Annotated in this window: 25 protein-coding genes; 18 read left to right on the top strand and 7 right to left on the bottom strand. The window is 68.4% G+C overall.

The annotated features are described in order from the left end of the window. Genes ACZ5R1_RS03265 through ACZ5R1_RS03255 form a run of 3 tightly spaced genes read right to left on the bottom strand, consistent with a single transcriptional unit; the run spans position 1 to position 1,840 of the window. Positions 1–741, bottom strand: coding sequence for a PilW family protein (locus ACZ5R1_RS03265; RefSeq protein ID WP_115945222.1), 741 nt, complete (start codon positions 739–741; stop codon positions 1–3). Beyond that, on the bottom strand, positions 738–1,343 hold the full coding sequence (gene pilV, locus ACZ5R1_RS03260) for a type IV pilus modification protein PilV (protein ID WP_464712806.1): 606 nt from the start codon (positions 1,341–1,343) through the stop codon (positions 738–740). The genes ACZ5R1_RS03265 and pilV overlap by 4 nt, the downstream gene beginning before the upstream one ends. After that, complete coding sequence (locus ACZ5R1_RS03255; protein WP_042137520.1) at positions 1,334–1,840, bottom strand: GspH/FimT family pseudopilin; 507 nt, start codon at positions 1,838–1,840, stop codon at positions 1,334–1,336. The genes pilV and ACZ5R1_RS03255 overlap by 10 nt, the downstream gene beginning before the upstream one ends. A gap of 748 nt (positions 1,841–2,588) precedes the next feature. Between ACZ5R1_RS03255 and ACZ5R1_RS03250 the strand changes: the two genes are divergently transcribed. Further along, complete coding sequence (locus ACZ5R1_RS03250) at positions 2,589–3,272, top strand: class I SAM-dependent methyltransferase (protein WP_077171460.1); 684 nt, start codon at positions 2,589–2,591, stop codon at positions 3,270–3,272. A 35-nt stretch (positions 3,273–3,307) separates the two neighbouring features. Here ACZ5R1_RS03250 and ACZ5R1_RS03245 read toward each other — a convergent pair whose 3' ends face one another. After that, positions 3,308–4,279 (bottom strand): DUF6515 family protein, encoded by a 972-nt coding sequence (locus ACZ5R1_RS03245; RefSeq protein ID WP_115945221.1) that lies wholly within the window; start codon positions 4,277–4,279, stop codon positions 3,308–3,310. Positions 4,280–4,572: 293 nt separating this feature from the next. On the opposite strand from ACZ5R1_RS03245, the gene proP reads away from it, so the two are divergent. Together proP and ACZ5R1_RS03235 are read left to right on the top strand one after the other, a co-directional pair. After that, positions 4,573–6,024: a glycine betaine/L-proline transporter ProP gene (gene proP, locus ACZ5R1_RS03240; protein ID WP_027599979.1), complete on the top strand. Its 1,452-nt coding sequence runs from the start codon at positions 4,573–4,575 to the stop codon at positions 6,022–6,024. Between the two features lie 509 nt (positions 6,025–6,533). After that, entirely contained in the window at positions 6,534–7,013 is a 480-nt protein-coding gene (locus ACZ5R1_RS03235; protein WP_007161040.1) for an Lrp/AsnC family transcriptional regulator, read from the top strand. Here the strand turns inward: ACZ5R1_RS03235 and ACZ5R1_RS03230 are convergent. Beyond that, positions 6,987–7,838, bottom strand: coding sequence for a Brp/Blh family beta-carotene 15,15'-dioxygenase (locus ACZ5R1_RS03230; protein WP_115945220.1), 852 nt, complete (start codon positions 7,836–7,838; stop codon positions 6,987–6,989). The two genes, ACZ5R1_RS03235 and ACZ5R1_RS03230, sit on opposite strands and share 27 nt — an antisense overlap. 2 nt (positions 7,839–7,840) lie before the next feature. Next, positions 7,841–8,533, bottom strand: a complete 693-nt coding sequence (locus ACZ5R1_RS03225) for a bacteriorhodopsin (RefSeq protein ID WP_115945219.1) — start codon at positions 8,531–8,533, stop codon at positions 7,841–7,843. Positions 8,534–8,751: 218 nt separating this feature from the next. On the opposite strand from ACZ5R1_RS03225, the gene ACZ5R1_RS03220 reads away from it, so the two are divergent. Beyond that, entirely contained in the window at positions 8,752–9,144 is a 393-nt protein-coding gene (locus tag ACZ5R1_RS03220; protein WP_042137508.1) for a globin domain-containing protein, read from the top strand. 200 nt (positions 9,145–9,344) lie between these two features. Further along, a complete protein-coding gene (locus tag ACZ5R1_RS03215; protein ID WP_042137506.1) occupies positions 9,345–9,752 on the top strand; it encodes a hypothetical protein in 408 nt (135 codons plus the stop codon). Between the two features lie 31 nt (positions 9,753–9,783). On the opposite strand, the gene ACZ5R1_RS03210 is transcribed toward ACZ5R1_RS03215, so the two are convergent. Further along, positions 9,784–10,674, bottom strand: coding sequence for a LysR substrate-binding domain-containing protein (locus tag ACZ5R1_RS03210; RefSeq protein WP_042137504.1), 891 nt, complete (start codon positions 10,672–10,674; stop codon positions 9,784–9,786). 107 nt (positions 10,675–10,781) lie between these two features. Here ACZ5R1_RS03210 and ACZ5R1_RS03205 point away from each other — a divergent pair, with 107 nt between their 5' ends. The 13 genes from ACZ5R1_RS03205 to ACZ5R1_RS03145 all read left to right on the top strand — a co-directional run bounded on the left by ACZ5R1_RS03205 (position 10,782) and on the right by ACZ5R1_RS03145 (position 23,144). Continuing rightward, entirely contained in the window at positions 10,782–12,059 is a 1,278-nt protein-coding gene (locus ACZ5R1_RS03205) for an MFS transporter (protein ID WP_027599973.1), read from the top strand. Positions 12,060–12,426: 367 nt separating this feature from the next. Beyond that, the gene (locus tag ACZ5R1_RS03200; RefSeq protein ID WP_042137537.1) at positions 12,427–13,149 is read left to right on the top strand and encodes a beta-ketoacyl synthase chain length factor; all 723 of its coding nucleotides are present in this window, start codon (positions 12,427–12,429) and stop codon (positions 13,147–13,149) included. Next, positions 13,146–13,913 (top strand): lysophospholipid acyltransferase family protein, encoded by a 768-nt coding sequence (locus ACZ5R1_RS03195; RefSeq protein WP_042137502.1) that lies wholly within the window; start codon positions 13,146–13,148, stop codon positions 13,911–13,913. Before ACZ5R1_RS03200 ends, ACZ5R1_RS03195 begins: the two co-directional genes overlap by 4 nt. Next, entirely contained in the window at positions 13,906–14,166 is a 261-nt protein-coding gene (locus tag ACZ5R1_RS03190) for a phosphopantetheine-binding protein (RefSeq protein ID WP_027599970.1), read from the top strand. The genes ACZ5R1_RS03195 and ACZ5R1_RS03190 overlap by 8 nt, the downstream gene beginning before the upstream one ends. A 10-nt stretch (positions 14,167–14,176) precedes the next feature. Continuing rightward, on the top strand, positions 14,177–14,431 hold the full coding sequence (locus ACZ5R1_RS03185; RefSeq protein ID WP_027599969.1) for an acyl carrier protein: 255 nt from the start codon (positions 14,177–14,179) through the stop codon (positions 14,429–14,431). A gap of 10 nt (positions 14,432–14,441) precedes the next feature. Continuing rightward, positions 14,442–15,014, top strand: a complete 573-nt coding sequence (locus ACZ5R1_RS03180) for a COG4648 family protein (protein WP_042137500.1) — start codon at positions 14,442–14,444, stop codon at positions 15,012–15,014. After that, on the top strand, positions 15,011–16,657 hold the full coding sequence (locus ACZ5R1_RS03175) for an ApeI family dehydratase (protein WP_042137498.1): 1,647 nt from the start codon (positions 15,011–15,013) through the stop codon (positions 16,655–16,657). Before ACZ5R1_RS03180 ends, ACZ5R1_RS03175 begins: the two co-directional genes overlap by 4 nt. Next, on the top strand, positions 16,654–17,391 hold the full coding sequence (locus tag ACZ5R1_RS03170) for a glycosyltransferase family 2 protein (protein WP_042137496.1): 738 nt from the start codon (positions 16,654–16,656) through the stop codon (positions 17,389–17,391). The genes ACZ5R1_RS03175 and ACZ5R1_RS03170 overlap by 4 nt, the downstream gene beginning before the upstream one ends. Further along, positions 17,388–18,308 carry an LpxL/LpxP family acyltransferase gene (locus ACZ5R1_RS03165; protein ID WP_027601014.1) on the top strand — a complete coding sequence of 307 codons (921 nt, stop codon included), beginning with the start codon at positions 17,388–17,390 and terminating at the stop codon, positions 18,306–18,308. Before ACZ5R1_RS03170 ends, ACZ5R1_RS03165 begins: the two co-directional genes overlap by 4 nt. Further along, a complete protein-coding gene (locus ACZ5R1_RS03160; RefSeq protein WP_042137491.1) occupies positions 18,298–19,824 on the top strand; it encodes an HAL/PAL/TAL family ammonia-lyase in 1,527 nt (508 codons plus the stop codon). The genes ACZ5R1_RS03165 and ACZ5R1_RS03160 overlap by 11 nt, the downstream gene beginning before the upstream one ends. After that, entirely contained in the window at positions 19,817–20,251 is a 435-nt protein-coding gene (locus ACZ5R1_RS03155; RefSeq protein WP_027599963.1) for an acyl-CoA thioesterase, read from the top strand. Before ACZ5R1_RS03160 ends, ACZ5R1_RS03155 begins: the two co-directional genes overlap by 8 nt. Next, entirely contained in the window at positions 20,239–20,823 is a 585-nt protein-coding gene (locus ACZ5R1_RS03150) for an outer membrane lipoprotein carrier protein LolA (protein WP_042137489.1), read from the top strand. The genes ACZ5R1_RS03155 and ACZ5R1_RS03150 overlap by 13 nt, the downstream gene beginning before the upstream one ends. Further along, positions 20,820–23,144: an MMPL family transporter gene (locus ACZ5R1_RS03145; protein WP_288471791.1), complete on the top strand. Its 2,325-nt coding sequence runs from the start codon at positions 20,820–20,822 to the stop codon at positions 23,142–23,144. The genes ACZ5R1_RS03150 and ACZ5R1_RS03145 overlap by 4 nt, the downstream gene beginning before the upstream one ends. Positions 23,145–23,225: the final 81 nt, after the last annotated feature.

Genomic DNA, 23,225 nt, shown 5'->3' with positions numbered 1-23,225 from the left:
TCATGGCATAAGATTCCGCAAGGTGACGCTGCCCTGGACGATCTGCAGCACCTGGGTGCTGGCGCCCGCGGGCAGTTCGCGACCGGTCAGGGGCTTCCAGTTGGCGGCCATGGCGTTGGCCATGCCCTCGGTGGGTACGGCGCGACTGGAAAACAGCGCGGCATAGCGCACCGCCTGGCTCGCCTGGCTGGGCGTGGGCAGCTTGAACCAGACGAAATCCGCCAGCCCGGCGACGATGACCTGGGCCGGCTTGCCCTGGGCGCTGCATTGCAGGGTGCCGCGGCCAAGGGCGCCATTGGGATCGGCGACGTAGCTGATACGGGTCAGCACCTCGGTGCCGTTGCCATTGGGATCTTCGGCGATGGGATTGCCGAGGCAGTCGCTGTCCCTGCCCTTGGACTCGCCCTGGTAGCGCAGGCACAGTCCGGTCTTGTCGTCGGTCAGGGCGATGACCTGACCGCTGTTCATCGCCGGGCAGCCATTGGCAGCGGGACGCGCGGCAAAGGCGGTCTCCAGGGTCGTCTGCTGGGTCGGATTGGCCCGGAAGCCCGCACGCGCCAGTTGCTGGTCGAGCAGCAGCAGGGCGGTCCGGCCGTTTTCCTCGTTGCTGACCTGGCCTTCCTGGAACAGCGCGTGTCGCTTGTTGTTCAGGTACAGCTGGGTCACCGCCAGGATGAGAAAGCTGCTCAGGGTCAGGGCTACCATCAGTTCGATGATGGACAGGCCGCGCTGCGCTCTCATAACGCGCCCCTCAGGGTGTAGAAGCACAGGCCGCCACTGCAGCCGGCGCTGTTGCCGGTATTGTCCTGCCAGGCGAGGACGATCATGACCATGGAGGCATCGGGTGACACGCAGGCATCGGGGTCCGCATAGGGCGCGGCGCTGCCCACCTCCGGCGGCTGGCGCGTCGGGCATACCGCAAATTTGGCCTTGAGGATGGCATCGCTGACCGGCAGCAGCGTCCGCACCTGTTGCAGCCAGCAGGTGAGATCCTTGCCGGCGATGGCCTCCCCGCCCTGACCGCGATCGAGGGTGGCGCAGGAGCCATCGGCCGCCTCCAGGGCCCGGGTGGTGAAGTCCTCACCGACCGGCTTGGCATAGGGGCTGTCGATGCTGAATCGACCCTTGCCGTCCAGCGCGGCCCCGGCATTGCTGCGCATCAGCTCCAGCAGGTCGCCGGCCAGCATGATGGCGTTGTTGCGCTGGATGGCATCCTGGGACAGCACCAGACTGCGCGACTGCAGCGCCACCAGTCCCAGCACGCCGATGCAGATGATCACCAGGCTGACCAGCACCTCGATCAGGCTGAAGCCTGCCTGGGAAGACTCGCGACTCAACTGCATCCGGTGCTCACCGATGTCGGTGTGAAGTCGGCCACTTCGGTATGGCCACCCTGGGTGACGGTAAGGACCTTGCCCGGGGTGCTCCTGTCGTTGGTGGCGCAGAGCCGGATGGTGAAGGCACTCGCCAGGGTACCGTTGGGCCTGAAGGTCAGGCGCGTGGCGGTCCCGGTGCTGTTGAGGCCGCTGGGCGCCAGGCCGGCGCCCTCGAAGGTCCTCAGGGTTTCCACGCCCCCGGTCACGGTACTGCTGGCAGTGGTGACCTTGAGCGCCCCGGACCAGTTATTGATACCGGGTGCCTCGACACTGACGTTGAGACCTCGGGTCAGGGCTTCGCTCCGGGCATAGATGAGCAGATTAGTCAGCTCATTCGTGGCGACGAGGACGCGATTGGCTCTTGTCAGGGCGCCAAATCCAGGTGTTGCGATGGACACCAGGATCGCCACCAGCGCCATGACTATGAGCAATTCGGTAAGAGTGAAGCCTGCAGCCTTCTGCATGCCAGGTCTGCCTCGTGGGTAACGATGTGGGGATGATGCTGCGCCCAGGCGGACTGAAAATCAGTAATAGCGGGATATTCGGCCATCCTGGAGGGATGACTGGAGGGGACCGGCACGAGCGAAACGGAAGCCTGCAGCACGGCAGATTACTTTGCAAAATGTAAGTAAAGTCAGCTATCGATATGCTACCTAATCATCTGTTGCCAGCCCGCATGCTCTGAAATGCGGGTTTTGATCGGCTGACGCCCTGGCAAAGGTCAGACTCTGAAAGGCGATGGCCTAGGGGCTGCTGACCATCGCCTTTCCATCCTCCCCTGTCTGCCTCCCGCCGCTTCCGGCGTTCTGCTCGTCAGCTCCTGTCCGAAGCGGTGCCAAGAAGAGTATCGCTGGGCATCTGGGCAAATCCATTAATTGAACGAACAAACAATAAACTGCCATTTAAATTGAAAGAACGAACAATCAAAAACAATTAGAACTACCAACTTCTCATTCAAGCCAGATAACGCCCGACACAACTAGCCAAACACCGTGCGATTGTTCTAAAACAGTAAAGATCCTACCTGGAGCAGCCGTCACGCCTGGCTTGCAGCCCCTGGATACAAAAGCGAAAGAGCCACTTCCAATCCGCACGACGAAATAGCGAAGCGCCTGCTTCCATCGACGGGCCGCAACTCTTCACCCTCGGACCCCGCGCCGAGTTGGCGCCGTAACGCCTCTGCTTTCATCTACCGACAATGACAAGGCCGCTATGCACGACTCGAAGAAAATCGATTATTCGCTGAATACCGCCGACACTTCCGCACCGCACTCCGCGCTGGACAATGCCGCCATCATTTCCGCCTACCGGCGCTGGGCCAATGTCTATGATCGGGTGTTCGGCGGCGTTTCCGCCCCCGGTCGCAAGCGTGCGGTGGCGGCGGTCAACGCCCTGGCGGGTACCCGGGTGCTGGAAGTGGGCGTCGGGACGGGGCTGGCCCTGCCCCACTATGGCGCCGACAAGCGCGTCACCGGGATCGATCTCTCGCCCGACATGCTGGCCAAGGCCCGGGAGCGGGTCATTCGCGACGACATCACCACGGTGGATGCCCTGCTCGAAGCCAATGCCGAGGAAACCGGCCTGCCCACCGGCTCCTTCGATATCGCCGTGGCCATGTTCGTGGCCTCCGTGGTGCCCAATCCGCGCAAGCTGATGCAGGAGATGCGCCGGGTGGTGAAGCCGGGAGGTCACCTCTTGCTGGTCAATCACTTCCAGGCCGAGAGCGGCCTGCGGCTGCTGGCGGAAAAGGCCTTGGCACCGGCCTCGCGCAAGCTCGGCTGGCATCCGGACTTCGCCATGGACTCCATCCTCTCCCGCGAAGACCTGCGCCGCGCCCGTCGCAGCAGCGTGCCGCCCTTCGGGCTGTTCACCCTGGTGCAGCTGACCAACGACTGATGGCTACTCCACGCGCCAGCTACTCCACCCGATAGCTACTCCACGCGATAGCCACGCCCCGCCAGGCAGGCCGCCAGCGCCTGGCGAAAGCGCGGGGTGAGGTAGGGATCGCCGACCGCGCCGGGTCGTTCGGGATCGAAGCCCGACTCCCCGGCGGCGTAGCGCCGGCAGTCGTAGCGATCCGTGGCGTAGCGCTGCGGCGACTGCCCCTGCATAGGATAGGCGGTGACGTCATAGGCGTCGTAGTCCGTTCCGGCAGGCGCTGCCGTCGTGGCCGGCACGGCCGCCACGGTGGGATCGGCGACGGTGACGAAGCCGCCGCCCGGATCGGTGCGGTAATAGCTGCCCGCGGCGAAGTAATAGGTAGTGCCGCCCATCCACAGGGTCTCGGCGAAGGCCGGTAGCACGCTGACCCGCACCCCGGTCGGTGGCAGGGTCACCACATAACGCGGCCCCTGGGGTCGATACCAGTAGCCGTCGGCATAGTAGTACTGGCTGTCGCGGTACCAGACGCGGGTGAAGCCGGCCGGCACGCCCGGCACCTCGAAGCCCGGTCGCCACTGGGGATTGGCGCCCCAGCCCGGACGCGGACCGGCCCACTGGGGATCCCGCTCCGGACGCGGTGGCGGCGGGTAGTTCCGCCCCGGTTGATCAGGCGCCGGCATCATATAGCCTGGGCGCGGCAAGGGAACGGGGCGATCCTGCCAGGCCGGCTGATAGCCCGGCCGCGGTGGCGGGGGGTCGTTGCGCTCCCAGCGCTCCAGCGCCGGACCATTGCCGCGCCCAGGACCGTCGCCACGCCCGGGCGGCCCCCCATTCCAGTCACCCTGGCCACCGCCCTGCCAGCGCCCGGCGTTGCCGGCGGGGGCGATCGGCGGCTGGGCCCCGGCTGGCGGGGTCACGTAGCCGCCGCCGAGGCGATAGTTGTTGTCGGCCCAGGCGGGCGCGGCGTTCCACAGGGAAACGCCGAAAAGGACGAGCGCACACAGCACGGCAGGCGATTTCATCGCACGGCTCCACGAGGGGATGATCCAGAGTACCCCAAGGCTTGGACCCTGCCCCAGCCTGGCCGTTAGCCGCGCGCCCCTCTGCCATCGACTGGCCGCCACAGACTGCCGAGGACGAGCCGGGAAAGCCGGAGGCCGCAAGCTCGGAGCGGACGCCCGGGCCTGGAATCTCCCAGGGCCGTGCAGGCATTCCCGGGTCGCTCCCTGAAGGCGGCGGGGAAGTTTCTGCCCCTCTGTCATCGCACTTCTAGCGGTCCGCTCGGGTCTATGGCCCCACGCAAGGAGGAAAACACATGTCGAAACACCATCATCACGTTGGCTGGTTCAAGCGCCGCCATGAGGTAAAACCGGACGACCTCACCATCGTCGATAATTCTCTGGTCAAGCGCGCCGTCGGCGCCGCCGCCCTCGGCAACGCCATGGAATGGTTCGACTTCGGCGTCTACGGCTACCTGGCCGTGACCCTGGGCAAGGTCTTCTTTCCCGATGGCGATGCCGCCGCCCAGCTGATCGCCACCTTCGCCACCTTTACCGTGGCCTTCCTGGTCCGCCCGATCGGCGGCATGGTCTTTGGCCCCCTGGGCGACAAGTACGGTCGCCAGAAGGTGCTGGCCCTGACCATGATCATGATGGCCCTGGGCACCTTCAGCATCGGCCTGATTCCCAGCTACGAGAGCATCGGCATCTGGGCACCGGCCCTGCTGTTGCTGGCGCGCGTGGTGCAGGGCTTCTCCACCGGGGGAGAATACGGCGGCGCAGCGACCTTCATCGCCGAATACGCCACCGACAAGACCCGCGGGCGCATGGGCAGCTGGCTGGAATTCGGCACCTTGGCCGGCTATATAGCCGGCGCGGGAACCGTGACGGCGCTCACCGCGGCCCTGACCCAGGAACAGCTGCTCGACTGGGGTTGGCGCGTACCCTTCTTCATCGCCGGTCCGCTCGGCCTGCTCGGCCTCTATATGCGCCTCAAGCTGGAAGAGACCCCGGCGTTCAAGGCCCATACCGAAGCCAACGAAGGCAAGGCCGCGGACGGTCCGGCGCACAGCCTGCGCGAGCTGTTCACCCTGCATCGCGTCGCCCTGCTCAAGTGCATCGGCCTGGTACTGGTGTTCAACGTCACCGACTACATGCTGCTGACCTACATGCCCAGCTACCTGGCCGTGACCATGGGCTACGCCGAGACCAAGGGGCTGCTGCTGATCCTCATCGTCATGGTGGTGATGATGCCGCTCAACATCCTCGGCGGCTTCTTCAGCGACCGCCTGGGCCGCAAGCCGATGATCATCGGCGCCTGTCTGGCGATCCTGGTCCTGGCGATTCCCTGCCTCAAACTGATCGGCAGCGGCCACGACTGGCTGATCTTCCTCGGCCTGATGCTTTTGGGCGTGGCCCTGGCCTGCTTTACCAGCACCATGCCGTCCACCCTGCCGGCGCTGTTCTACACCCCGATCCGCTACAGCGCCCTGTCCATCGCCTTCAACATCTCGGTGTCGCTGTTCGGGGGTACCACCCCGCTGGTCACTGCCTGGCTGGTGGAAAAAACCGGCGACCCCCTGGTGCCGGCCTACTACCTGATGGCGGCGGCCGTGATCGGCATCCTGACCATGCTCACCGTGCGCGAAACCGCCGGCAAACCCCTGCGCGGCTCGCCGCCCTCGGTGGCCAGCGAAGAGGAAGCCAAGGAATACCTGGCCAGCGACGCACCCCTGACCGTGGACAAGCAGCCGCCCGGGCAGGCGTAAGCCTGAAGGTCTGCTCGCCGCCATGGCGGTCCGCCGAGGCGGCCGCTCATACAGGGGTATCCGTATCTGTAGGAGCGGCCCATGGCCGCGATGCTCTTCCCACCTAACCTCTCCCAAACGCCCCCAAACGCCCCCTCTCCCTCTGGGAGAGGGCCGGGGTGAGGGTGAGCCCAACGCCAAAACTTCCGCCCAAAAGAAAAGGGGAGACCTTGCGGCCTCCCCTTGAATTCGTTGTCCTCTCGCACCGCTCGTGACGGTGGCTGCGATCGACCAGGAATGGTGACCTGGGCGGGCCCGGGCGCGGCGGACGGGATACCGTCGTTGGCGATGCGAAAGGCCCTCCTGGGGCGCCTTCGTTGGACAGCTCTACCGGGCTATCGAAGTTGAGTTCAGCTTACGCCCCTGCTGCCAGCAGCGGGTTGCGTTGTGCAGCTTCTTTCCCACCTCTTGCGCAATCCCTGGCCATAAACCTAGCATTGGGCGCAATCGGCTAGCGCAAGGCATGCAAAATGGACAAACTCGATCGCTTCGATCTGAAAATCTTGGCAGAACTGCAGCGCGACGCGCGCCTCTCCAACCAGGAACTGGCCGAACGCATCGGCCTGTCGCCCTCGCCCTGCTCGCGACGGGTCAAGCAGCTGGAAGACAGTGGCTACATCACCCGCCAGGTCGCCCTGCTGGATCGCAAGAAACTCGGGCTGTCGCTGACCGCCTTCGTGCTGATCGGCATGGACAGGCACACCCCCGAGCGCTTCGAGAACTTCCAGGGGATCATCGCCCAGTGTCCCGAGGTGCTGGAGTGCTGCCTGGTCACCGGCATGGATGCGGATTATCAGCTCAAGGTGGTGGTGCCCGACATGGAGCACTATCAGCAGCTGCTGCTGGGCACCCTGACGCGCATCGAGGGGGTCTCCAGCGTGCGTTCGAGTTTCGTGCTCAACCAGATCCTGGCCAGCACCGAGCTACCGCTCAACCATCTGCGGCCCTGAGCGCGGTGCGGCCTCGGCACCCGGGGCGAGAAAGCGTGGCAGCACCAGCATGTGAGGTACGGCGAAGGCCGCCAGCACGGCGAACAGCGCCCGGATGCCGGTGCGCTCCTGCAGCACGAAGAGCAGGCCACCGGCCAGGGTGAAGACGGCCGCGCCCAGCAGGATCGGCCAGGTCAGCTGCAGATAGGCCGTGAAGGTAGGCGCCCCCAGCAGCCGCTGGCGTACCCCGGTCTGGGGTGCGGCGTGCAGCAGGTAGAAGCCTAGGGCGAAACCGACCAGAGGCGGCGCCAGCACCACGGCCAGCAGCGTGGCCGCCAGCCAGGGACAGCGGCGCTGCCAGGCGGCCAGCAGCAGCACCGGCAATGCCAGCGTCCCAGCCAGGACCAGCAGCCTGGCCAGCCACTCGGCCAACGCCGGAGCGGCATCCGACCCCATTGCCAGCGCCAGTAGCCGGGCCACGGCCGTCTCGTGCAGCACCGCCGGACCACCCACGATGAACAGTCCCAGCGCCAGCGCACTCAGCCGATCGGCGAGGAGTTCGTCTTCATGGGCGAAATGCCAGATCGACAACAGCAGGAACAGCGGCAGCGCCAGTGTCCCCGCCAGTTGCCAGCAGAGCAGGCAGGCCAGAGCCGTCGCCAGGTAGCTGCCAAGAAAGGCGAGGCGCCGTGCGGGAGCGACCAGGCGTAGATCGCTTGCGCCATGCAGGAGCCCCAGCCCCAGGCCCACCAGCAGCGCGAAGGCCAGCTGCCCTGCCCCACCCGCCAGGCTGGCGAGCCCGGCGGCCGGCAGCAACAGCCATCCGCCGCGCCCGATGGCCGTCATGCTCAGACGCCAGACCGCGCCAGGGCCGTCTTGAGATTGCGCTCCGAGGTGAAGGCGTAGACCACCTTGGCCAGCACATCGAGAATCAGGAAGACCCAGACCGTGGCCGCGTCACTCACCGCCCAGACGCCCTCGGGTCCCACGGCGAAGACCACCGGATAGATCAGCCAGAGCACACTGAGAAAGCCGACGTTCTTGCGGTAGGCCGCGCCAATGGAGGCATGCTGCCCGGCCAGGGTCGCCAGCGGCTTCCACAGCAGATAGAGCACCCCGACGAAGGCCGCGCAGGACCAGGCGAAGAACACCCACTTGATGGTGCCGTAGGGCGCCAGAGAGGCGACCAGACCGGTCACGATCATCACCACGTCGAGAGTCACGATGGAGGCCACGAAACCGGCCTGGCCTTCCTGCTCGCGGGCACCCAGGTAGGCCGAGCTCACCACCCCGGCTAGCAGCAGCGGCGTGGTGAAGGTCCAGTCCAGGTAGCGGGCGACATAGGTGATGCTGCCGTCCGGCTTGATCAGGTTGCCGACCCCCAGGTACATGGCCAGATAGGCCGTGGCGGCGATGAAGGGCACGGCGGCATGGACCAGGGTGTGGCCACGCAGCGGACCGCGGTGGGCGCCTTTGGCATAGATGGCCAGGGAGGCGAGCGACATGATGATGAAGCCGATTAGCAGAGGGGTCTGACTCATGGGGTTCTCCAGGGGGACGATAGGTGCGCACTGACGGGCCAGGCCCTCTGGAGTAGGGGTTTCTCGGCGACCGCTGCGCTTAAGGTAGAGAAGCCGCCTTGTGAAATGGTTCAAAATGTTTCAGAGGGGCGCGAAGCGTCCTCCTCTTGATGGGAATCAAGAGGACCTCGGCATTGCTCGGGCAGGCTGCGCCGTTTCGTGCCCAACCAGGAATCCGCATGCTGCCGGCCCAGAACGTGATGCTGAGCTACGGACGCTGCTGCGCCAGCCCCGCCTTCTTCGATGACTTCTACCAGCGCTTCCTGGCCAGTTCGCCCCGGGTGCAGGAGAAATTCGCCCACACCGACATGGCCGCGCAAAAGCTGCTGCTGCGCCACGGCATCATGAATCTGGTGCTGGTCGCCCGCGGCATGCCCGCCACCCGGCTGCGCCAGCTCGGCGAAAGCCATTGCCGCGCACGGCTGGACATCGACGCCGAACTCTACGGCCTCTGGGTCGACTGCCTGCTTGCCACCCTGGCCGAGCACGATGCCGACTTCTCTGCAGCGCTGCGCCAGGAATGGCGGGACGTGCTGGAGACAGGGATCGCGGTGATGCGCAGCTACTACTGAGCGGACTGGGCCCTGTTGGGCTGCGCTGCGCTCAACCTACGCCCCACCTGCACCGTACTCGCCCCAAACACCCCCTCTCCCTCAGGGAGAGGGCCGGGGTGAGGGCAAACCCAAGCGTCTGGATTTGGACAAGGCACCAGGAACCGCTGCAATCTTCCTGCTCTATCCTTCCCTCCTGACCAGCAACCGGAGGCCCAGCCGTGCGCAAGATCGTCCAGATTCAGGTACTGCCTGCCGATGCGGAATCGGCGTCCAACCGGCTTTGCGCTCTTTGCGACGACGGTTCGCTGTGGTTGTGGGCTTCTCAGGCTGCCGACGGCTGGCAACCGCTGCCGCCGATCCCTGCTGCCTCTCCCGATGCGGTCGCCGATACGGTCAACAAACCCGCCCAGGCGGGCGCCCGGTGGACAGCCGAAGACGACACCCAGCTCGCGCAACTCTGGTACGAGGCCCAACTGGATGTCGCCCGTATCGCCGCACAGGTCCAGCGCAGCGAGGGCGCCATCGTGTCGCGGCTGGTCAAGCTCGACTTCTTCGCCTCGAGCGAAGACGCCCGTGCCGCCAATCGCCTGCGCCGCAAGAAGCCGGCCGACTCGACACCGGACTAGGGCGAGCAAAGCGCCTGGTCGGGCAAGGCCACTACTGCGCTGCGCTCATCAACAACCCCACAAACGCCTCCGCCTGCGGCGACACCTCGTCCCGGCGCCTGAGCAACCACACCGCCGAGGTCGCCTCCGGGTCGTCCAGCTCGCGATACACCAGCCCCTCCATCTGGGTGCGCTGGTAGGTGGCGGGCAGCACGGTGACGCCGAGGCCGGCGGCGACCAGGCCGAGGATGATGAGGACTTCGCTGGCCTCCTGGACGATGCGCGGGGTGAAGCCGGCGCGGGCGGCGAGGCTGTGGAGCTGTTGGTAGAGGCCGGTGCCGAAGCTGCGCGGGAAGTAGACGAAGGGCTCGTCGGCGAGCGCAGCCAGGGACAGCGGGCCGCTGCCCTGCTGCGCCAGGGGATGGTCGTGGCGCAGGGCGACCACCAGGGGTTCGCGGAAGAGTTCGACCGCCACCAGGGCGTCGGGCAACTCGATGGGGCGGATCAGGCCGATCTGCAGGTTGCCGGCGAGCATGGCGTCGATCTGTTCGCGACTGCTCATCTCCTGCAGTTGCAGGCGCACCTCGGGATAGGCGCGGCGGTAGGCGAACAGCGTCTTGGGGATGGTGGCGACGAAGGGCGAGGAGGCGCTGAAGCCCACCTGCAATTGCCCGGTCTCGCCGCGGCCGGCGCGACGGACCCGTTCGGCGGCGCGCTCGCTGGCCAGGAGGATCTGCCGGGCCTCGTCGAGAAACAGCCGGCCGGCCTCGGTCAGGGCGACGCGTCGATTGGTGCGTTCCAGCAGGCGGGTGCCCAGTTCGCTTTCCAGGGCCTGGATCTGCTGGCTGAGCGGTGGCTGGGAGATGTTCAGGCGCTCGGCGGCGCGGCCGAAGTGCAGCTCTTCAGCCACCGCCACGAAGTACCTCAGGTGGCGCAATTCCATACGTCTTCCATTGAGTCGTAGAACCTATCAATCGAGACGGACAATATATTGGATATATGGCAGCCACCAGCCTAGGGTGGTGAGATCAGACCTGTCCTGAGGTACCCGTGAACACGTCCCGGTCGTCCGCCACGCCATCCACCCCCACCTTGGCCACCCTGCCCGCCGCCAACGAAGCCCACCACGAACCGGACGTCTTCATCGAGAAGGGCACGCCGCAGTTCCTGCGCACCGCCCTGGCGCTGTTCTGCGGCGGCTTCGCCACCTTCGCCCTGCTCTATTGCGTGCAGCCGCTGATGCCGATCTTTTCCCAGGCCTTCGGCCTCACCGCCGCGGCCAGCAGTCTGTCGCTGTCCCTGGCCACCGGGTTGATGGCCTGCGGCCTGCTGGTGACCGGGCCGATCTCCGATGCCATCGGGCGCAAGTCGGTGATGGTCTATGCGCTGTTCGCTGCGGGCGCCTTCACCCTGCTCAGCGCCCTGATGCCCACCTGGGACGGCATCCTGGTGACCCGTGCGCTGGTCGGGCTGTCGCTGGCCGGGGTGGCGGCGGTGGCCATGACCTACCTGGCCGAGGAGGTGCACCCCGAGCACCTGGGCTATGCCATGGGCCTCTATATCAGTGGCAATGCCCTGGGCGGGATGTCCGGCCGGGTGATCAGCGGGGTGCTGGTGGACTTCGTCTCCTGGCGCATCGCCCTCGGCGCCCTGGGGGTGCTGGCGCTGGTGGCGGCGCTGCTGTTCAAGCGCAGCCTGCCAGCGTCGAAACGCTTCCAGCCACGGCCGCTGCGACCGCGCAGCCTGCTCGCCGGCTATGCCCTGCACTTTCGCGACGCCGGCCTGCCCTGGCTGTTCCTGGAGGCCTTCCTGCTGATGGGCGCCTTCGTCACCCTGTTCAACTACATCGCCTATCGCCTGCTGGCCGAGCCCTATCATCTCAGCCAGGCCTGGATCGGCGTCCTCTCGCTGGTCTATCTCGCCGGTATCTACAGCTCGGCCAAGTTCGGCAGCCTGGCCGATCGCTTCGGTCGGCGACAGGTGTTCGCCGCGGCCATCGTGCTCAAGCTCGGCGGCCTGCTGCTGACCCTGTTCACCCCGCTGTGGCTGGTACTGCCGGGGATGCTGCTGTTCACCTTCGGCTTCTTCGGCGCCCACTCGGTGGCCAGCAGCTGGGTGGGCCGCCGGGCGCGCCAGGCGCGAGGCCAGGCGTCGTCGCTCTATCTGTTCAGCTACTACGCCGGTTCCAGCGTGGCCGGGACCCTGGGCGGCTTCTGCTGGCACCTGGGTGGCTGGACCGGGGTCGGCCTGTTCATCGGCGCCCTGCTGCTGGCGGCCCTGGCCGTGGCGATTCGGCTGTCGCGATTGCAGCCGCTGCCGGCGGCCTGATCGCGGGCCGCGGCGGCTCCAGGCAGGAGGAAATTCCCCTGGAGCCGCCGGGAAGGCCCTGATCGCGATAACCTTCAGCGACAGCTTCGCCTTTACCTTCATTCCTGTCCCGCGAATCGGGGTTGGCGCTGCCGCTCGTCGCACGGAGCGGCGTTTCATTCCCTGAAAAGGGGCTCTCTACCTCCCGCCACGCTAGCCTGTCTCTGGCTTGGCGGCGCGACTGTCACCCCTTCGCAAAGTTCAGACAAATGTTTGCCTAGGGTGGGAGCCGCTTGGATAATGCGCGCCGAACGCTGCAATACCCTGCTCATCAGGGATAGATGAAACGGCAAGCACGTAAGGCTCCGGGGTAGATTCGGCTGTGAACATGCACTTCCAGATTAGCGATTGGCGCGCCTGGGCACCTGGTCTTGGCGACCAGGACGCCTGGCGGCAGTGGTGCGCCGCGCCCTGGCGTCCGGCGGACGACGGCAGCCAGCCCGATGCCAGCTTCCTGCCGGCCATGCAGCGGCGCCGCCTGAGCAGGCTGGCGCGCATGACCTTCCAGGTCGCCTGGCCGCTGGCCGACGCCCATGGCGAGCCGCTGCCGCTGATCTTCGCCTCGCGCCATGGCGAGACCCCGCGCACCCTGGCCATTCTCCAGGAGCTGGCCCGCGGCGAGCCGCTCTCGCCGACTCAGTTCAGCCTCTCGGTGCACAACGCCATCATCGGCCAGTGGTCGATCCTGCGCGGCGACCACAGCGAGATGAACGCCCTGGCCACCGGTCGCGACGGCCTCGAACACGCCGTACTGGAGGCCTGCACCCTGCTCGCCGAAGGCGCCAGTGGCGTGCTGGTGGTGATCGCCGAGGAGGCCCCGCCGACCCTCTATGCCCCCCAGATCGACGACGTCCCCTTTCCCTATGCCGTGGGCCTGCTGCTGACCCCGGGCGGCAGCCATGGCCTGAGCGGCGTGCCGGCTCCGGCGGAGGCCGCGCCCAGCGCCTGGCCCCATGCCCTGGAGTTGCTGCGCCTGCTGGAAGCGCCGGGCGCCCTGCACCTCGCCTATGCCGGGCGCGCCTGGCACTGGCAGGCGGAGGCCCGCGGATGAGCGGCCGCCTGGACTACGGCTACCGCCTGCTGGCCACGGGGCTCAACTTCGTGGTGTTCGGCTGCGGCGCCCTGGTCTTTCGCCTGCTGATCCTGCCGCTACTGCTGGTGCTGCCGGGCGATCCCCTGCGCCGCCGCCAGCGCGCGCGGCGGGCCAATGCCCGGCTGTTCCGCTTCTTCGTCGCCTTCATGGTGCTGACCCGGGTGATGAATCTGCGCATCCAGGGCCGCGAGCGCCTGGGGCGTCCGGGCCAGCTGATCATCGCCAACCATCCCTCGCTGATCGATGTGGTGGTGCTCATCGGCCTGGTGCCGGACGCCAACTGCGTGGTCAAGCAGGGCCTCTGGCAGAACCCCTATCTCAAGCGGCAGATCCAGGCCGCCGGCTACATCAGCAACAACGGCAGCGCCGAGATGCTCGACGAAGCCGCCGACGCCCTGCGCGACGGCCAGACGCTGATCATCTTTCCCGAGGGCACCCGCACCACCCCGGGCGAGCCGCCGCGCTTCCACCGCGGCGCCGCCGCCATCGCCCTGCGCGGCGCCCGCTGCATCACCCCGGTGATCATCCGCGTGGTGCCCAGCACCCTGACCAAGGCCACGCCCTGGTATCGCATTCCCGCGCGGCGCTTCGACTTCCAGCTGGACGTCGGCGCCGACATCGATCCCTCCACCTTCGCCGGGCGGCCATTGCCGCTGGCGTCGCGTGAACTCAACGACCAGCTGCACCAGCTCTACCTGAAGGAAACCGGCAACCATGACTGATCTCAATCTCGAGCTCAAAGGCCTGATCATCGAGGCGCTCGGCCTCGAGGACGTCACCGTCGACGACATCGGCGACGACCAGATCCTGTTCGGCGACGGCCTGGGTCTGGATTCGGTGGACGCCCTGGAGCTGGGCCTGGCGATCCAGAAGCGCTACGGCATCCGCATCGACGCCGAAGCCAAGGACACCCGCACCCATTTCGCCAGCGTCAACGCCCTTGCGGCCTTTGTCGCCGCCCAGCGCGCCGCCTGAGGAGATCGCCATGCAAAGCCGTGAAGCCATCTTCGAGACCCTGCGCAGCGCCCTGGTCGAACTCTTCGAACTGGAGCCCGAGCGGGTGACCCTGGAGGCCAACCTCTACGAGGACCTGGAGATCGACAGCATCGACGCCGTCGACCTGATCGACCACCTGCGCCGCCAGACCGGCCACAAGATCGCCGCCGAGCAATTCCGCCAGGTGCGCACCGTGGGCGACGTGGTCGAGGCCGTCCATCGCATCAGCCAGGCGGACGCCTGATCCGCCGCTTATGAGTGCCCTGCCTTCCCGCTCTCCCCTGGGCCTGGTCGCCAGTGCCCTGCTGCTCCTGCTCGGCCTGGCCTATCCCTTCGCCGTCTACTTCGGCCTGCAGCACCTCTCGCCGCGCCTCTTCGCCGCCGGCCTCGGCGCCCTCTGGGGCCTGCGCCTGCTGCAACCCGGTCTCAACGGCCTGCAGCGCGGCACCGCCCTGGTCGCCCTGGGCTTCTGCCTGCTGCTGGCCCTGAGCGACGCCGCCGTCTTGCTGCGCTGGTATCCGGTGCTGCTCAGCCTCTTCCTGCTGGCGGTGTTCGGCCTGAGCCTGCTGCGCGGCCAGCCGCTGATCGAGCGCCTGGCGCGGCTGCGCGAACCCGAGTTGCCGCCGCGCGCGGTGCGCTATACCCGCCGGGTGACCCAGGTCTGGTGCCTGTTCTTTCTGGGCAATGCGCTGACCGCCGCCGGCCTGGCGCTGTGGGCGCCGCTGGCCTGGTGGACGCTCTATACCGGCGTCATCGCCTATGGCCTGATGGGCCTGCTGTTCGCCGGCGAATGGCTGGTCCGCCAGCGCGTGCGGAGGCTGCCATGACCTTTACCCCCCTGGCCGAATTGCTCGCGCCCGCGAGTCCGCTGGACCTGGTGCTCAGGCAGCGCGCCCTGCAGCTGGCGGCCGCCTTCCACAACGCCGGTCTCAGGCGCCTGGCCTTGCACCTGGACGATGCCGAAGACCTGGCCTGCGCCCTGCTCGGCGCCTGGCGCGCCGGGATCGAGGTGATCCTGCCGGCGGATGCCCAGCCCGCCACCCGCGCGCGCCTGGCGCCGACGCTCGATGCCTGGCTCGACGACCTCGACGGCTGGACCGCGGCCGAACCCCTGACGCCCGCCCGGCTCGATCTGCAGGCGCCGCTGCTGACCCTGAGCACCTCGGGCTCCAGCGGTGAACCCAAACTCATCGCCAAGCAGCTGTTCCAGCTGGCCAACGAGGTCGCCGCCCTGGAGCGCCTCTGGGGCGCGTCCCTTGGCGCGGCGACCGTCCTTGGCAGCGTCTCCACCCAGCACATCTATGGCCTGCTGTTTCGCGTGCTCTGGCCGCTCTGCGCCGGGCGGCCCTTCGCCCGCCAGGCGCTGCCCTTCACCGAGGAATTGCAGCGCGAGACCGCCGCCCTGTCGCGCCAGGGCCGGCGCGCGGTGTGGATCAGCAGTCCGGCATTGCTCAAGCGCCTGGGCGAGAATCTCGACGATGCCGTCCTCGGCCAGGTGGTGCAGGTATTCTCTTCTGGCGGCGTGCTGCCAGGCGCGGCCGCCAAGGCCTGTCAGCAACGCTTCGGTCGTTATCCCACCGAGGTCTATGGCAGCTCCGAGACCGGCGGCATCGCCTGGCGGAGAGGCCCGCAACCCTGGCAGGCCTTTGCCGACATCGAGCTGGGCCAGGATGCCGAGGGCGCCCTCTGGCTGACCTCGCCCTACCTGCCCCAGGGCGTGCGCGAGCAGACCATGGACGACGTGCGCCTGCTGGGCGACGGCCACTTCGAGTTGCTCGGCCGCCTGGATCGCATCGTCAAGCTGGAAGAAAAACGCATCGCCCTGCCAGCCCTCGAAGCGCGGCTGCTCGGCCATCCCGCCATCGCCGATGTCCGCCTGGGCGTGGTGCAGCAGGGCCGCGCCCTGCTCGGCGCCCTGGTCGCCCTGAGCGAGCGCGGCCTGCACCAGCTGCGCAACGGCGGTCGCCGCGCCCTGGTGGCCGAGCTGCGCGAACACCTGGTCGGCCATTGCGAGGCCATCGCCCTGCCGCGCCGCTGGCGCCTGCTGCTGGCGCTGCCCTACAGCGCCCAGGGCAAACTGGCCCAGGCCGAGGTGGAGCGCCTGCTGGCCCAGCCCCGGCCGGTGGAGATCGAGCCCCTCAGTGTCGAGCAGACCGCAGATGGCTGGCGGCTGGAGCTGGACGTCGCGCCGGACCTGGCGTTCTTTTCCGGCCACTTCCCCACGGCGCCGGTGGTGCCCGGAGTGGTCCAGGTGGGCTGGGCCCAGCGCCTGGCGCGCCAGCACCTGGCCCTGCCGACGGAGTTCGCCGGGATGGAGGTGCTGAAATTCCAGCAGCTGCTGCGCCCCGGCGATCGGGTGACCCTGACCTTCCACTTCGACGCCAGCCGCAGCAAGTTGCACTTCGCCTTTCGCCAGGGCACGGCGGCCTGCTCCTCCGGGCGCATCCTGCTCAAGGAGGCGCGGTCTTGAGCTTTCGTGCCTGCGCGGTGATCCCGGTGTTCGACCACGAGCACGCCCTGCCGTTGGTGGTCCAGGCGCTGCGCCAGCGCGCCCTGCCCTGCGTGCTGGTGGACGACGCCTCCAGCCCCGCCTGCGCCCAGGTGATGGACGAGCTGGCCACGCAACCCGACATCCACCTGCTGCGCCTGCCGGTCAACCAGGGCAAGGGCGGCGCGGTGATGGCCGGCCTCGCCGAGGCGCAGCGCCTGGGCTTCAGCCATGCCCTGCAGGTGGACGCCGACGGCCAGCACGACCTGGCCGACGTGGCCGCCTTTCTCGCCGAGGCCCAGGCTTATCCAGACGCGCTGATCTGCGGCTTTCCGCAATTCGACGACTCGGTGCCCAAGGGCCGGCTCTATGCCCGCTACCTCACCCATGTCTGGGTCTGGATCAACAGCCTGTCGCTGGAGATCCGCGACAGCATGTGCGGCTTTCGCGTCTATCCGCTGGCACCGACCCTGGCGGTGATCCGCGCCGGCGGCCTGGGCAAGCGCATGGATTTCGACCCGGAGATCCTGGTGCGTCTGGCCTGGCGCGAGCAGCCCATGCGCTGGCGTCCGACCCGGGTGCACTATCCGCTGGATGGCCGCTCGCACTTTCGCCTCTGGCAGGACAACGTACTGATCTCGCGCATGCACACCCGGCTGTTCTTCGGCATGCTGCTGCGCGCGCCGCGCCTGCTCTGGCGCCGGGTGCGCGGATGAGCGGCCACTGGGCGCAGCAGCGCGAGCGCGGCAGCCCCGTGCTGATGCGCCTCACCGCCTGGCTGGCGCGGCATCTGGGCCGCCGCGCCATCGCCCCGCTGCTGCGGTTGATCGTGCTGTACTTCTTTCTGTTCGGCGCCCGCGCCCGCCGTGGCATCCGCGAGTACCAGCAGCGCCTGGCCGACTGGAGCGGTCGTCCCGAGCTGCAGCCCAGCTGGCGCAGCGGCTATGCCCAGTTCATGGCCTTCGCCGAAGCCCTGCTGGACAAGCTCGATGCCTGGAACGGCCGTCTCGGCCTGGATCAGGTGCAGTTGCACGACCCGGACCAGGTGCACAGCCGCATGCACGGGCCGCGCGGCGAGATCCTGGTCACCGCCCACCTGGGCAACCTCGAAGTCTGTCGCGCCCTGGCCCAGCTGGGGCGGCGGGTACGCCTCAACGTGCTGGTGCACACCCGCCACGCCGAGGCCTTCAATCGCCTGCTGGAAGAAGCCGGCGCCAGCGACCTGCGGCTGATCCAGGTCAGCGAGCTGGACCCGGCGGTGATGCTGCAGCTGAGCGAGCGCCTGGAGCGCGGCGAGTGGCTGGCCATCGCCGGCGACCGGGTGCCGCTGCATGGCGGGCGCACCGTGGCGGTGGATTTTCTCGGCGCCCCGGCACCCTTCCCCCAGGGGCCTTGGCTGCTGGCCCACCTGCTGCGCTGCCCGACCAACCTGCTGTTCTGCCTGCGCGAAGCCGACGGCTACCACCTCTACCTGGAAGACTTCGCCCCGGCGCCAAGCTGGCGCCGCCAGGAGCGCGCCGCCGGCATCCAGGGCCTGGCCCAGGCCTATGCCGAGCGCCTCGCCGCCCATTGCCTCAAGGCGCCGCGGCAGTGGTTCAACTTCTATCCCTTCTGGAGTCGCGATGAACGCTAGTGTTCGCTTTGGTAGCCAGGCCCTCGCCCTCGAAGAGCTGGTCGCCCTGGCCGAGGGCCGGGCCCGGGCCGACCTGCAGGACGACGCGGCCTTTCGCGACGGCATCGCCCGCGGCGCGCGCTTCGTCGAGTCGCTGCTGGCCCGCGAGGGCTCGGTCTACGGCATCACCACCGGCTATGGCGACTCCTGCGTGGTCGCCGTGCCCCTCGCCCAGGTCGCGGCGTTGCCACGCCAGCTCTATACCTTCCACGGCTGCGGCCTGGGTCGTCACCTGGACCCGACGGCGACCCGCGCGGTGCTGGCGGCGCGGCTGCAGTCGCTGTGCCAGGGCGTCTCCGGGGTGCGCGTCGAGTTGCTCGAACGCCTCACCGCCTTCCTGCGCGAAGACATCCTGCCGCTGATCCCCGAGGAGGGTTCGGTGGGCGCCAGTGGCGATCTAACCCCGCTGTCCTACGTCGCCGCCGCCCTCTGCGGCGAGCGCCAGGTGCTCTGGCGCAACGAGGTGCGGGACGCCGCCGACGTCCACGCCGAATTGGGCTGGACACCCCTGGTGCTCAGGCCCAAGGAAGCCCTGGCCTTGATGAACGGCACCGCGGTGATGACCGGCCTGGCCTGCCTGGCCTTCGCCCGCGCCGAGTACCTGCTGCGCCTGGCGACCCGCATCACTGCCCTCAACGTGGTGGCCCTGGCCGGCAATCCCGAGCACTTCGACCAGCGCCTGTTCGCCGCCAAGCCCCATCCGGGCCAGGGCCAGGTCGCCGCCTGGCTGCGCGCGGACCTGGCCGCCGAAGGCCCGGCCGCGCCGCTGCACCGCCTGCAGGACAGGTATTCGCTGCGCTGCGCGCCCCATGTGCTGGGGGTGCTGGCCGACAGCCTGCCCTGGCTGCGCCAGTTCATCGAGACCGAACTCAACAGCGCCAACGACAATCCGCTGATCGACGCCGAGGACGAGCGGGTGCTGCACGGCGGCCACTTCTATGGCGGCCACATCGCCTGCGCCATGGACAGCCTCAAGACCCTGGTGGCCAACGTCGCCGACCTGCTCGACCGCCAGCTCGCCCTGCTGGTGGACGCGCGCTACAACCACGGCCTGCCGGGCAATCTCTCCGGCGCACCGGCCGAACGCGCCATGCTCAACCACGGCTTCAAGGCGGTGCAGATCGGCGCCAGCGCCTGGACCGCTGAGGCGCTCAAGGGCACCCTGCCGGCCAGCGTCTTTTCCCGCTCCACCGAATGCCACAACCAGGACAAGGTCAGCATGGGCACCATCGCCGCCCGCGATGCCCTGCGCGTGCTGGAGCTCACCGAACAGGTGGCCGCCGCCACCCTGCTGGCTGCCCAGCAGGGCGTCTGGCTCAGGCGCCAGCAGGGCGTGGAGCCGCCCGCACCGCTGGCCGCCATGCACCGCGACCTGGGCGAGACCTTTGCGCCGCTGATCGAAGACCGCGCCCTGGAGGCCGAATTGCGCCAAACCCTGACCCTGATCCGCGCCCGCCACTGGAGGCTCTATGCGTAAGACCGGTGCCCTGCAGGTCGAGGTGGAGATGCAGATCCCCTTCTTCGACGTCGACATGATGGAAATCGCCTGGCACGGCCATTACGTCAAATACCTGGAAGTGGCGCGCTGCGCCCTGCTCGACCGCCTGGGCCACAACTACCTGCAGATGCGCGAATCCGGCTATGGCTGGCCGGTGATCGACCTGCAGATCCGCTACATCCGTCCCCTGCTGTTCCAGCAGCGCGTGCGGGTCAAGGCCGATCTGGTGGAGTGGGAGAACCGCCTCAAGCTCAACTACCTGATCAGCGATGCCGCCACCGGCGAGCGCCTGACCCGCGCCAGCACCGTGCAGGTGGCCGTGGACATGGCCAGCCGCGAGATGCAGCTGGCTTCGCCCAGGGTCTTCATCGACGCCGTGGAGAGGGCCCTGGCATGCGCACGCTGATCGCTCTGCTGCTCATCCTCGCCGCCCCCCTGGCCCAGGCCTTCGATCTCGACGACCTGGCGGCCCAGCTGGCGCGTCCGGCCGCGGTCGCGGGCAGCTTCGTCCAGCAACGCTATCTGCGCGCCCTGCCACAGCCGCTCACCAGCAGCGGCCACTTCACCCTGGCCCGTGGCCTGGGCCTGCTCTGGCAGCTGGAAAAACCGCTGACCCAGACCTATCGCATCACCCCCGGCGCCATCGCCAAAGAGACCCCCGCCGGCTGGACGCCGCTGCCCGGCAGCGACCTGGCCGCGCGCCAGAGTGCGCTGTTCCTCGCCGTGCTCGGCGGCGATCGCAGCGGCCTGGAGCGCGACTTCGAATTGGCCCTGAGCGGTGACGCCCGCCACTGGCAGCTGCGCCTGACCCCGCGCGGTGCCCTGCTCAAGCAGGTGTTCGACGGCATCCTCATCCAGGGTGGTGAGCTGGTGGAGCAGGTGGAGATCCGCGAGACCCAGGGCGATCGCAGCCTGCTCAGGCTCGACGGCCAGGCCCGCGACGCCCTCTCCGCCGACCAGCGCGCGGCCTTCCAGTGATCCGCCTGCAGCGCCCCTTCCTGCTGTTCCTCTTCGCCCTGCTGGCGCTCAGCGCCTGGCAGTGGCGGCACGGTCCGCCGGTGGCCGCTGATCTGCTGGCGCTGCTGCCCCAGGGCGCCGGTGATGCCCTGACCCTGCAAGCCGAGGCGCGCATGGCCGAGCCGCTCAATCGCGAGGTGCTGCTGCTGGTGGGCCATCCCCAGCGCGAGCGACTGCCGGCCCTGGCCGAGCGCCTGGGCCAGGCCTGGTCGCGGGAGCCACTGTTCGAAAGGGTGCAGTGGCAACTCACCCCTGACCTGCCCGGCCTGCGCCAGCAACTCCTGGCCAGTCGCCTGGCGCTGGCACCGGGGCAGGCGCGCGACGAGTTGATCAAGACGCCCGACGCCTATCTGCAAGCCCGCGCCGCGGCCCTCTTCGATCCCTTCGCTGGCGCCGGCGCCCTGCCCCTGGAAGAGGACTGGCTCGGCCTCGGCCTGCTGCTGCAGCGCCAGCTCACCCCGGCCAGCAAGGTGCAATTCGACGCCGGCAGCGGCCTGCTGCTGACCCAGGGCGACGGCCTGAGCTGGGCGCTGATCCGCGCCCGCACCCGCGCCGATGCCTTCGACTTCGATGCCCCGCCGCAGGTGGAAGCCCTGATCGAGGCCGCCCGCCGCGAGGTGGTGGCCGACGGCGGTCAGTTGCTGGCCGCCAGCGGCCTGAGATACGCCGCCGCCGGCCAGGCCACCGCCAGTCGCGAGATGTCACTGATCGGCGGCCTCGCCACCTTCGGTACCCTGGCCCTGCTGCTGGGGCTGTTCCGGCGCTGGCGGGTGCTGCTCAGCCTGCTGGCGGTGGGCGTGGCCCTCTTGGCCGGCAGCGCCGCCTGCGTGCTGCTGTTCGGCCAGATCAACGCCCTCACCCTGATCCTCGGCGCCAGCCTTACCGGGGTGGCAGCCGATTATCCGCTGCACTATCTCAGCAAGAGCTGGAAGAGCGGTCCCTGGGACGCCACGGCCATCCTGCGCGAGACCCTGCCCGGTCTTTCCCTCAGCCTGGCCACCAACCTGCTCGGTTATCTGGCGCTGGCCTGCACGCCCTTTCCGGCGCTGACCCAGGTGGCGGTGTTTTCCGCCGCCGGCCTGATCGGCGCCTACCTCACCACCGTCTGCCTGCTGCCAGCCTGGTGGCAGCGCCTGGACCTGGCACCGCCCGCCGCGCCCCTGCGCGTCATGCAACGCCTGCTCGAGCTGCGCCTGCGCCTGCTGGCGCGCACCGGCAGCCTGCCGCTGCTCTTGGCCCTGCTGGCCTTTTGCGGCGCCGGTGTCTGGCAGCTGCACCTGCAGAACGACCTGCGCCTCTGGCTCGGCCAGGACCCGACATTGACCCGCGAAGCCCAGGCCATCGCCCGCCTCACCGGCCTGCAACCCACCAGCCAGTTCTTCCTGGTGCGTGGCGCCGATGCCGACCAGGTGCTGGAGCGCCAGACCGCCCTGGGCCAGCGCCTCGACGCCCTCGTCAGCGCCGGCCAGCTGCAGGGCTATCGCGCCCTCAGCGGTCTGCTCGCTCCCGCCGCGGCCCAGGCCGAATTGCGCCAGGCCCTGGCCGGTTGGGGCGAACGCCTGCAACCGCTGCTGGCCGTGGGTATCCCGGCGGAGGCGCTGGAGGCCGAGCTCAAGCAACTGCAGCAGCTGCCCGACCTGAACCTGGACCAGGCCCTGGCCGGCCCCCTGGGCGAACCCTGGCGACCGCTCTGGTTGGGCCGCACGACCGAGCGCGGCGCGGCCGGCCTGGTCAGCCTGCAAGGCCTGGGCAATGCCCAGGTACTACAGACAGTGGCTGCGGGCCTGCCCGGCGTGCAGTTGGTGGATCGCCTGGGCGAATTGCGCGGACTATTCATCCACACCCAGCGCCTGGCGGTGGAACTCAAGCTGCTGGCCTCGGGCGCCATCTTTCTCCTGCTGCTCTGGGCCTTCGGCCGCCGCGCGGCGCTGCGCATCGTCTGCCTGCCGCTGCTGGCGGCCCTGGCGGCCCTGGCCTGCCTGGGCTGGCTGGGTCAGCCGCTGACCCTGTTCAGCCTCTTCGCCCTGCTGCTCATCACCGCCATCGGCGTGGACTACGCCATCCTCATGCACGAGGCCATCGGCGGCGCCGCGGTCAGTCTGCTCGGCGGCCTGCTGTCCGGCGTCGGCAGCTGGCTGTCCTTTGGCCTGCTGATGCTCAGCAGCACCCCGGCCATCGCCAACTTCGGCCTGGCCATCAGCCTGGGCCTGGTGTTCAGCTTTCTGCTGGCGCCCTGGGCCTCGCCCTCCGTCTCCCACGAAAAGGACCTTCGTCATGGTTGAACATCATCCCCTGATCGTCATCGGCGCCCTGGGCCTCGCCCTCCGTCTCCCACGAAAAGGACCTTCGTCATGGTTGAACAT

The organism is Pseudomonas sp. Pso3, assembly GCF_055393275.1.
This window is presented reverse-complemented; position numbering and strand designations above follow the sequence as displayed.

Excerpts from the sequence above, each read along its gene's own strand:
- ACZ5R1_RS03265 (WP_115945222.1), bottom strand. The coding sequence starts at position 741 with ATGAGAGCGCAGCGCGGCCTGTCCATCATCGAACTGATGGTAGCCCTG.
- pilV (WP_464712806.1), bottom strand. The coding sequence starts at position 1,343 with ATGCAGTTGAGTCGCGAGTCTTCCCAGGCAGGCTTCAGCCTGATCGAG.
- ACZ5R1_RS03255 (WP_042137520.1), bottom strand. The coding sequence starts at position 1,840 with ATGCAGAAGGCTGCAGGCTTCACTCTTACCGAATTGCTCATAGTCATG.
- ACZ5R1_RS03250 (WP_077171460.1), top strand. The coding sequence starts at position 2,589 with ATGCACGACTCGAAGAAAATCGATTATTCGCTGAATACCGCCGACACT.
- ACZ5R1_RS03245 (WP_115945221.1), bottom strand. The coding sequence starts at position 4,279 with ATGAAATCGCCTGCCGTGCTGTGTGCGCTCGTCCTTTTCGGCGTTTCC.
- proP (WP_027599979.1), top strand. The coding sequence starts at position 4,573 with ATGTCGAAACACCATCATCACGTTGGCTGGTTCAAGCGCCGCCATGAG.
- ACZ5R1_RS03235 (WP_007161040.1), top strand. The coding sequence starts at position 6,534 with ATGGACAAACTCGATCGCTTCGATCTGAAAATCTTGGCAGAACTGCAG.
- ACZ5R1_RS03230 (WP_115945220.1), bottom strand. The coding sequence starts at position 7,838 with ATGACGGCCATCGGGCGCGGCGGATGGCTGTTGCTGCCGGCCGCCGGG.
- ACZ5R1_RS03225 (WP_115945219.1), bottom strand. The coding sequence starts at position 8,533 with ATGAGTCAGACCCCTCTGCTAATCGGCTTCATCATCATGTCGCTCGCC.
- ACZ5R1_RS03220 (WP_042137508.1), top strand. The coding sequence starts at position 8,752 with ATGCTGCCGGCCCAGAACGTGATGCTGAGCTACGGACGCTGCTGCGCC.
- ACZ5R1_RS03210 (WP_042137504.1), bottom strand. The coding sequence starts at position 10,674 with ATGGAATTGCGCCACCTGAGGTACTTCGTGGCGGTGGCTGAAGAGCTG.
- ACZ5R1_RS03200 (WP_042137537.1), top strand. The coding sequence starts at position 12,427 with ATGCACTTCCAGATTAGCGATTGGCGCGCCTGGGCACCTGGTCTTGGC.
- ACZ5R1_RS03195 (WP_042137502.1), top strand. The coding sequence starts at position 13,146 with ATGAGCGGCCGCCTGGACTACGGCTACCGCCTGCTGGCCACGGGGCTC.
- ACZ5R1_RS03190 (WP_027599970.1), top strand. The coding sequence starts at position 13,906 with ATGACTGATCTCAATCTCGAGCTCAAAGGCCTGATCATCGAGGCGCTC.
- ACZ5R1_RS03185 (WP_027599969.1), top strand. The coding sequence starts at position 14,177 with ATGCAAAGCCGTGAAGCCATCTTCGAGACCCTGCGCAGCGCCCTGGTC.
- ACZ5R1_RS03180 (WP_042137500.1), top strand. The coding sequence starts at position 14,442 with ATGAGTGCCCTGCCTTCCCGCTCTCCCCTGGGCCTGGTCGCCAGTGCC.
- ACZ5R1_RS03175 (WP_042137498.1), top strand. The coding sequence starts at position 15,011 with ATGACCTTTACCCCCCTGGCCGAATTGCTCGCGCCCGCGAGTCCGCTG.
- ACZ5R1_RS03165 (WP_027601014.1), top strand. The coding sequence starts at position 17,388 with ATGAGCGGCCACTGGGCGCAGCAGCGCGAGCGCGGCAGCCCCGTGCTG.
- ACZ5R1_RS03160 (WP_042137491.1), top strand. The coding sequence starts at position 18,298 with ATGAACGCTAGTGTTCGCTTTGGTAGCCAGGCCCTCGCCCTCGAAGAG.
- ACZ5R1_RS03155 (WP_027599963.1), top strand. The coding sequence starts at position 19,817 with ATGCGTAAGACCGGTGCCCTGCAGGTCGAGGTGGAGATGCAGATCCCC.
- ACZ5R1_RS03150 (WP_042137489.1), top strand. The coding sequence starts at position 20,239 with ATGCGCACGCTGATCGCTCTGCTGCTCATCCTCGCCGCCCCCCTGGCC.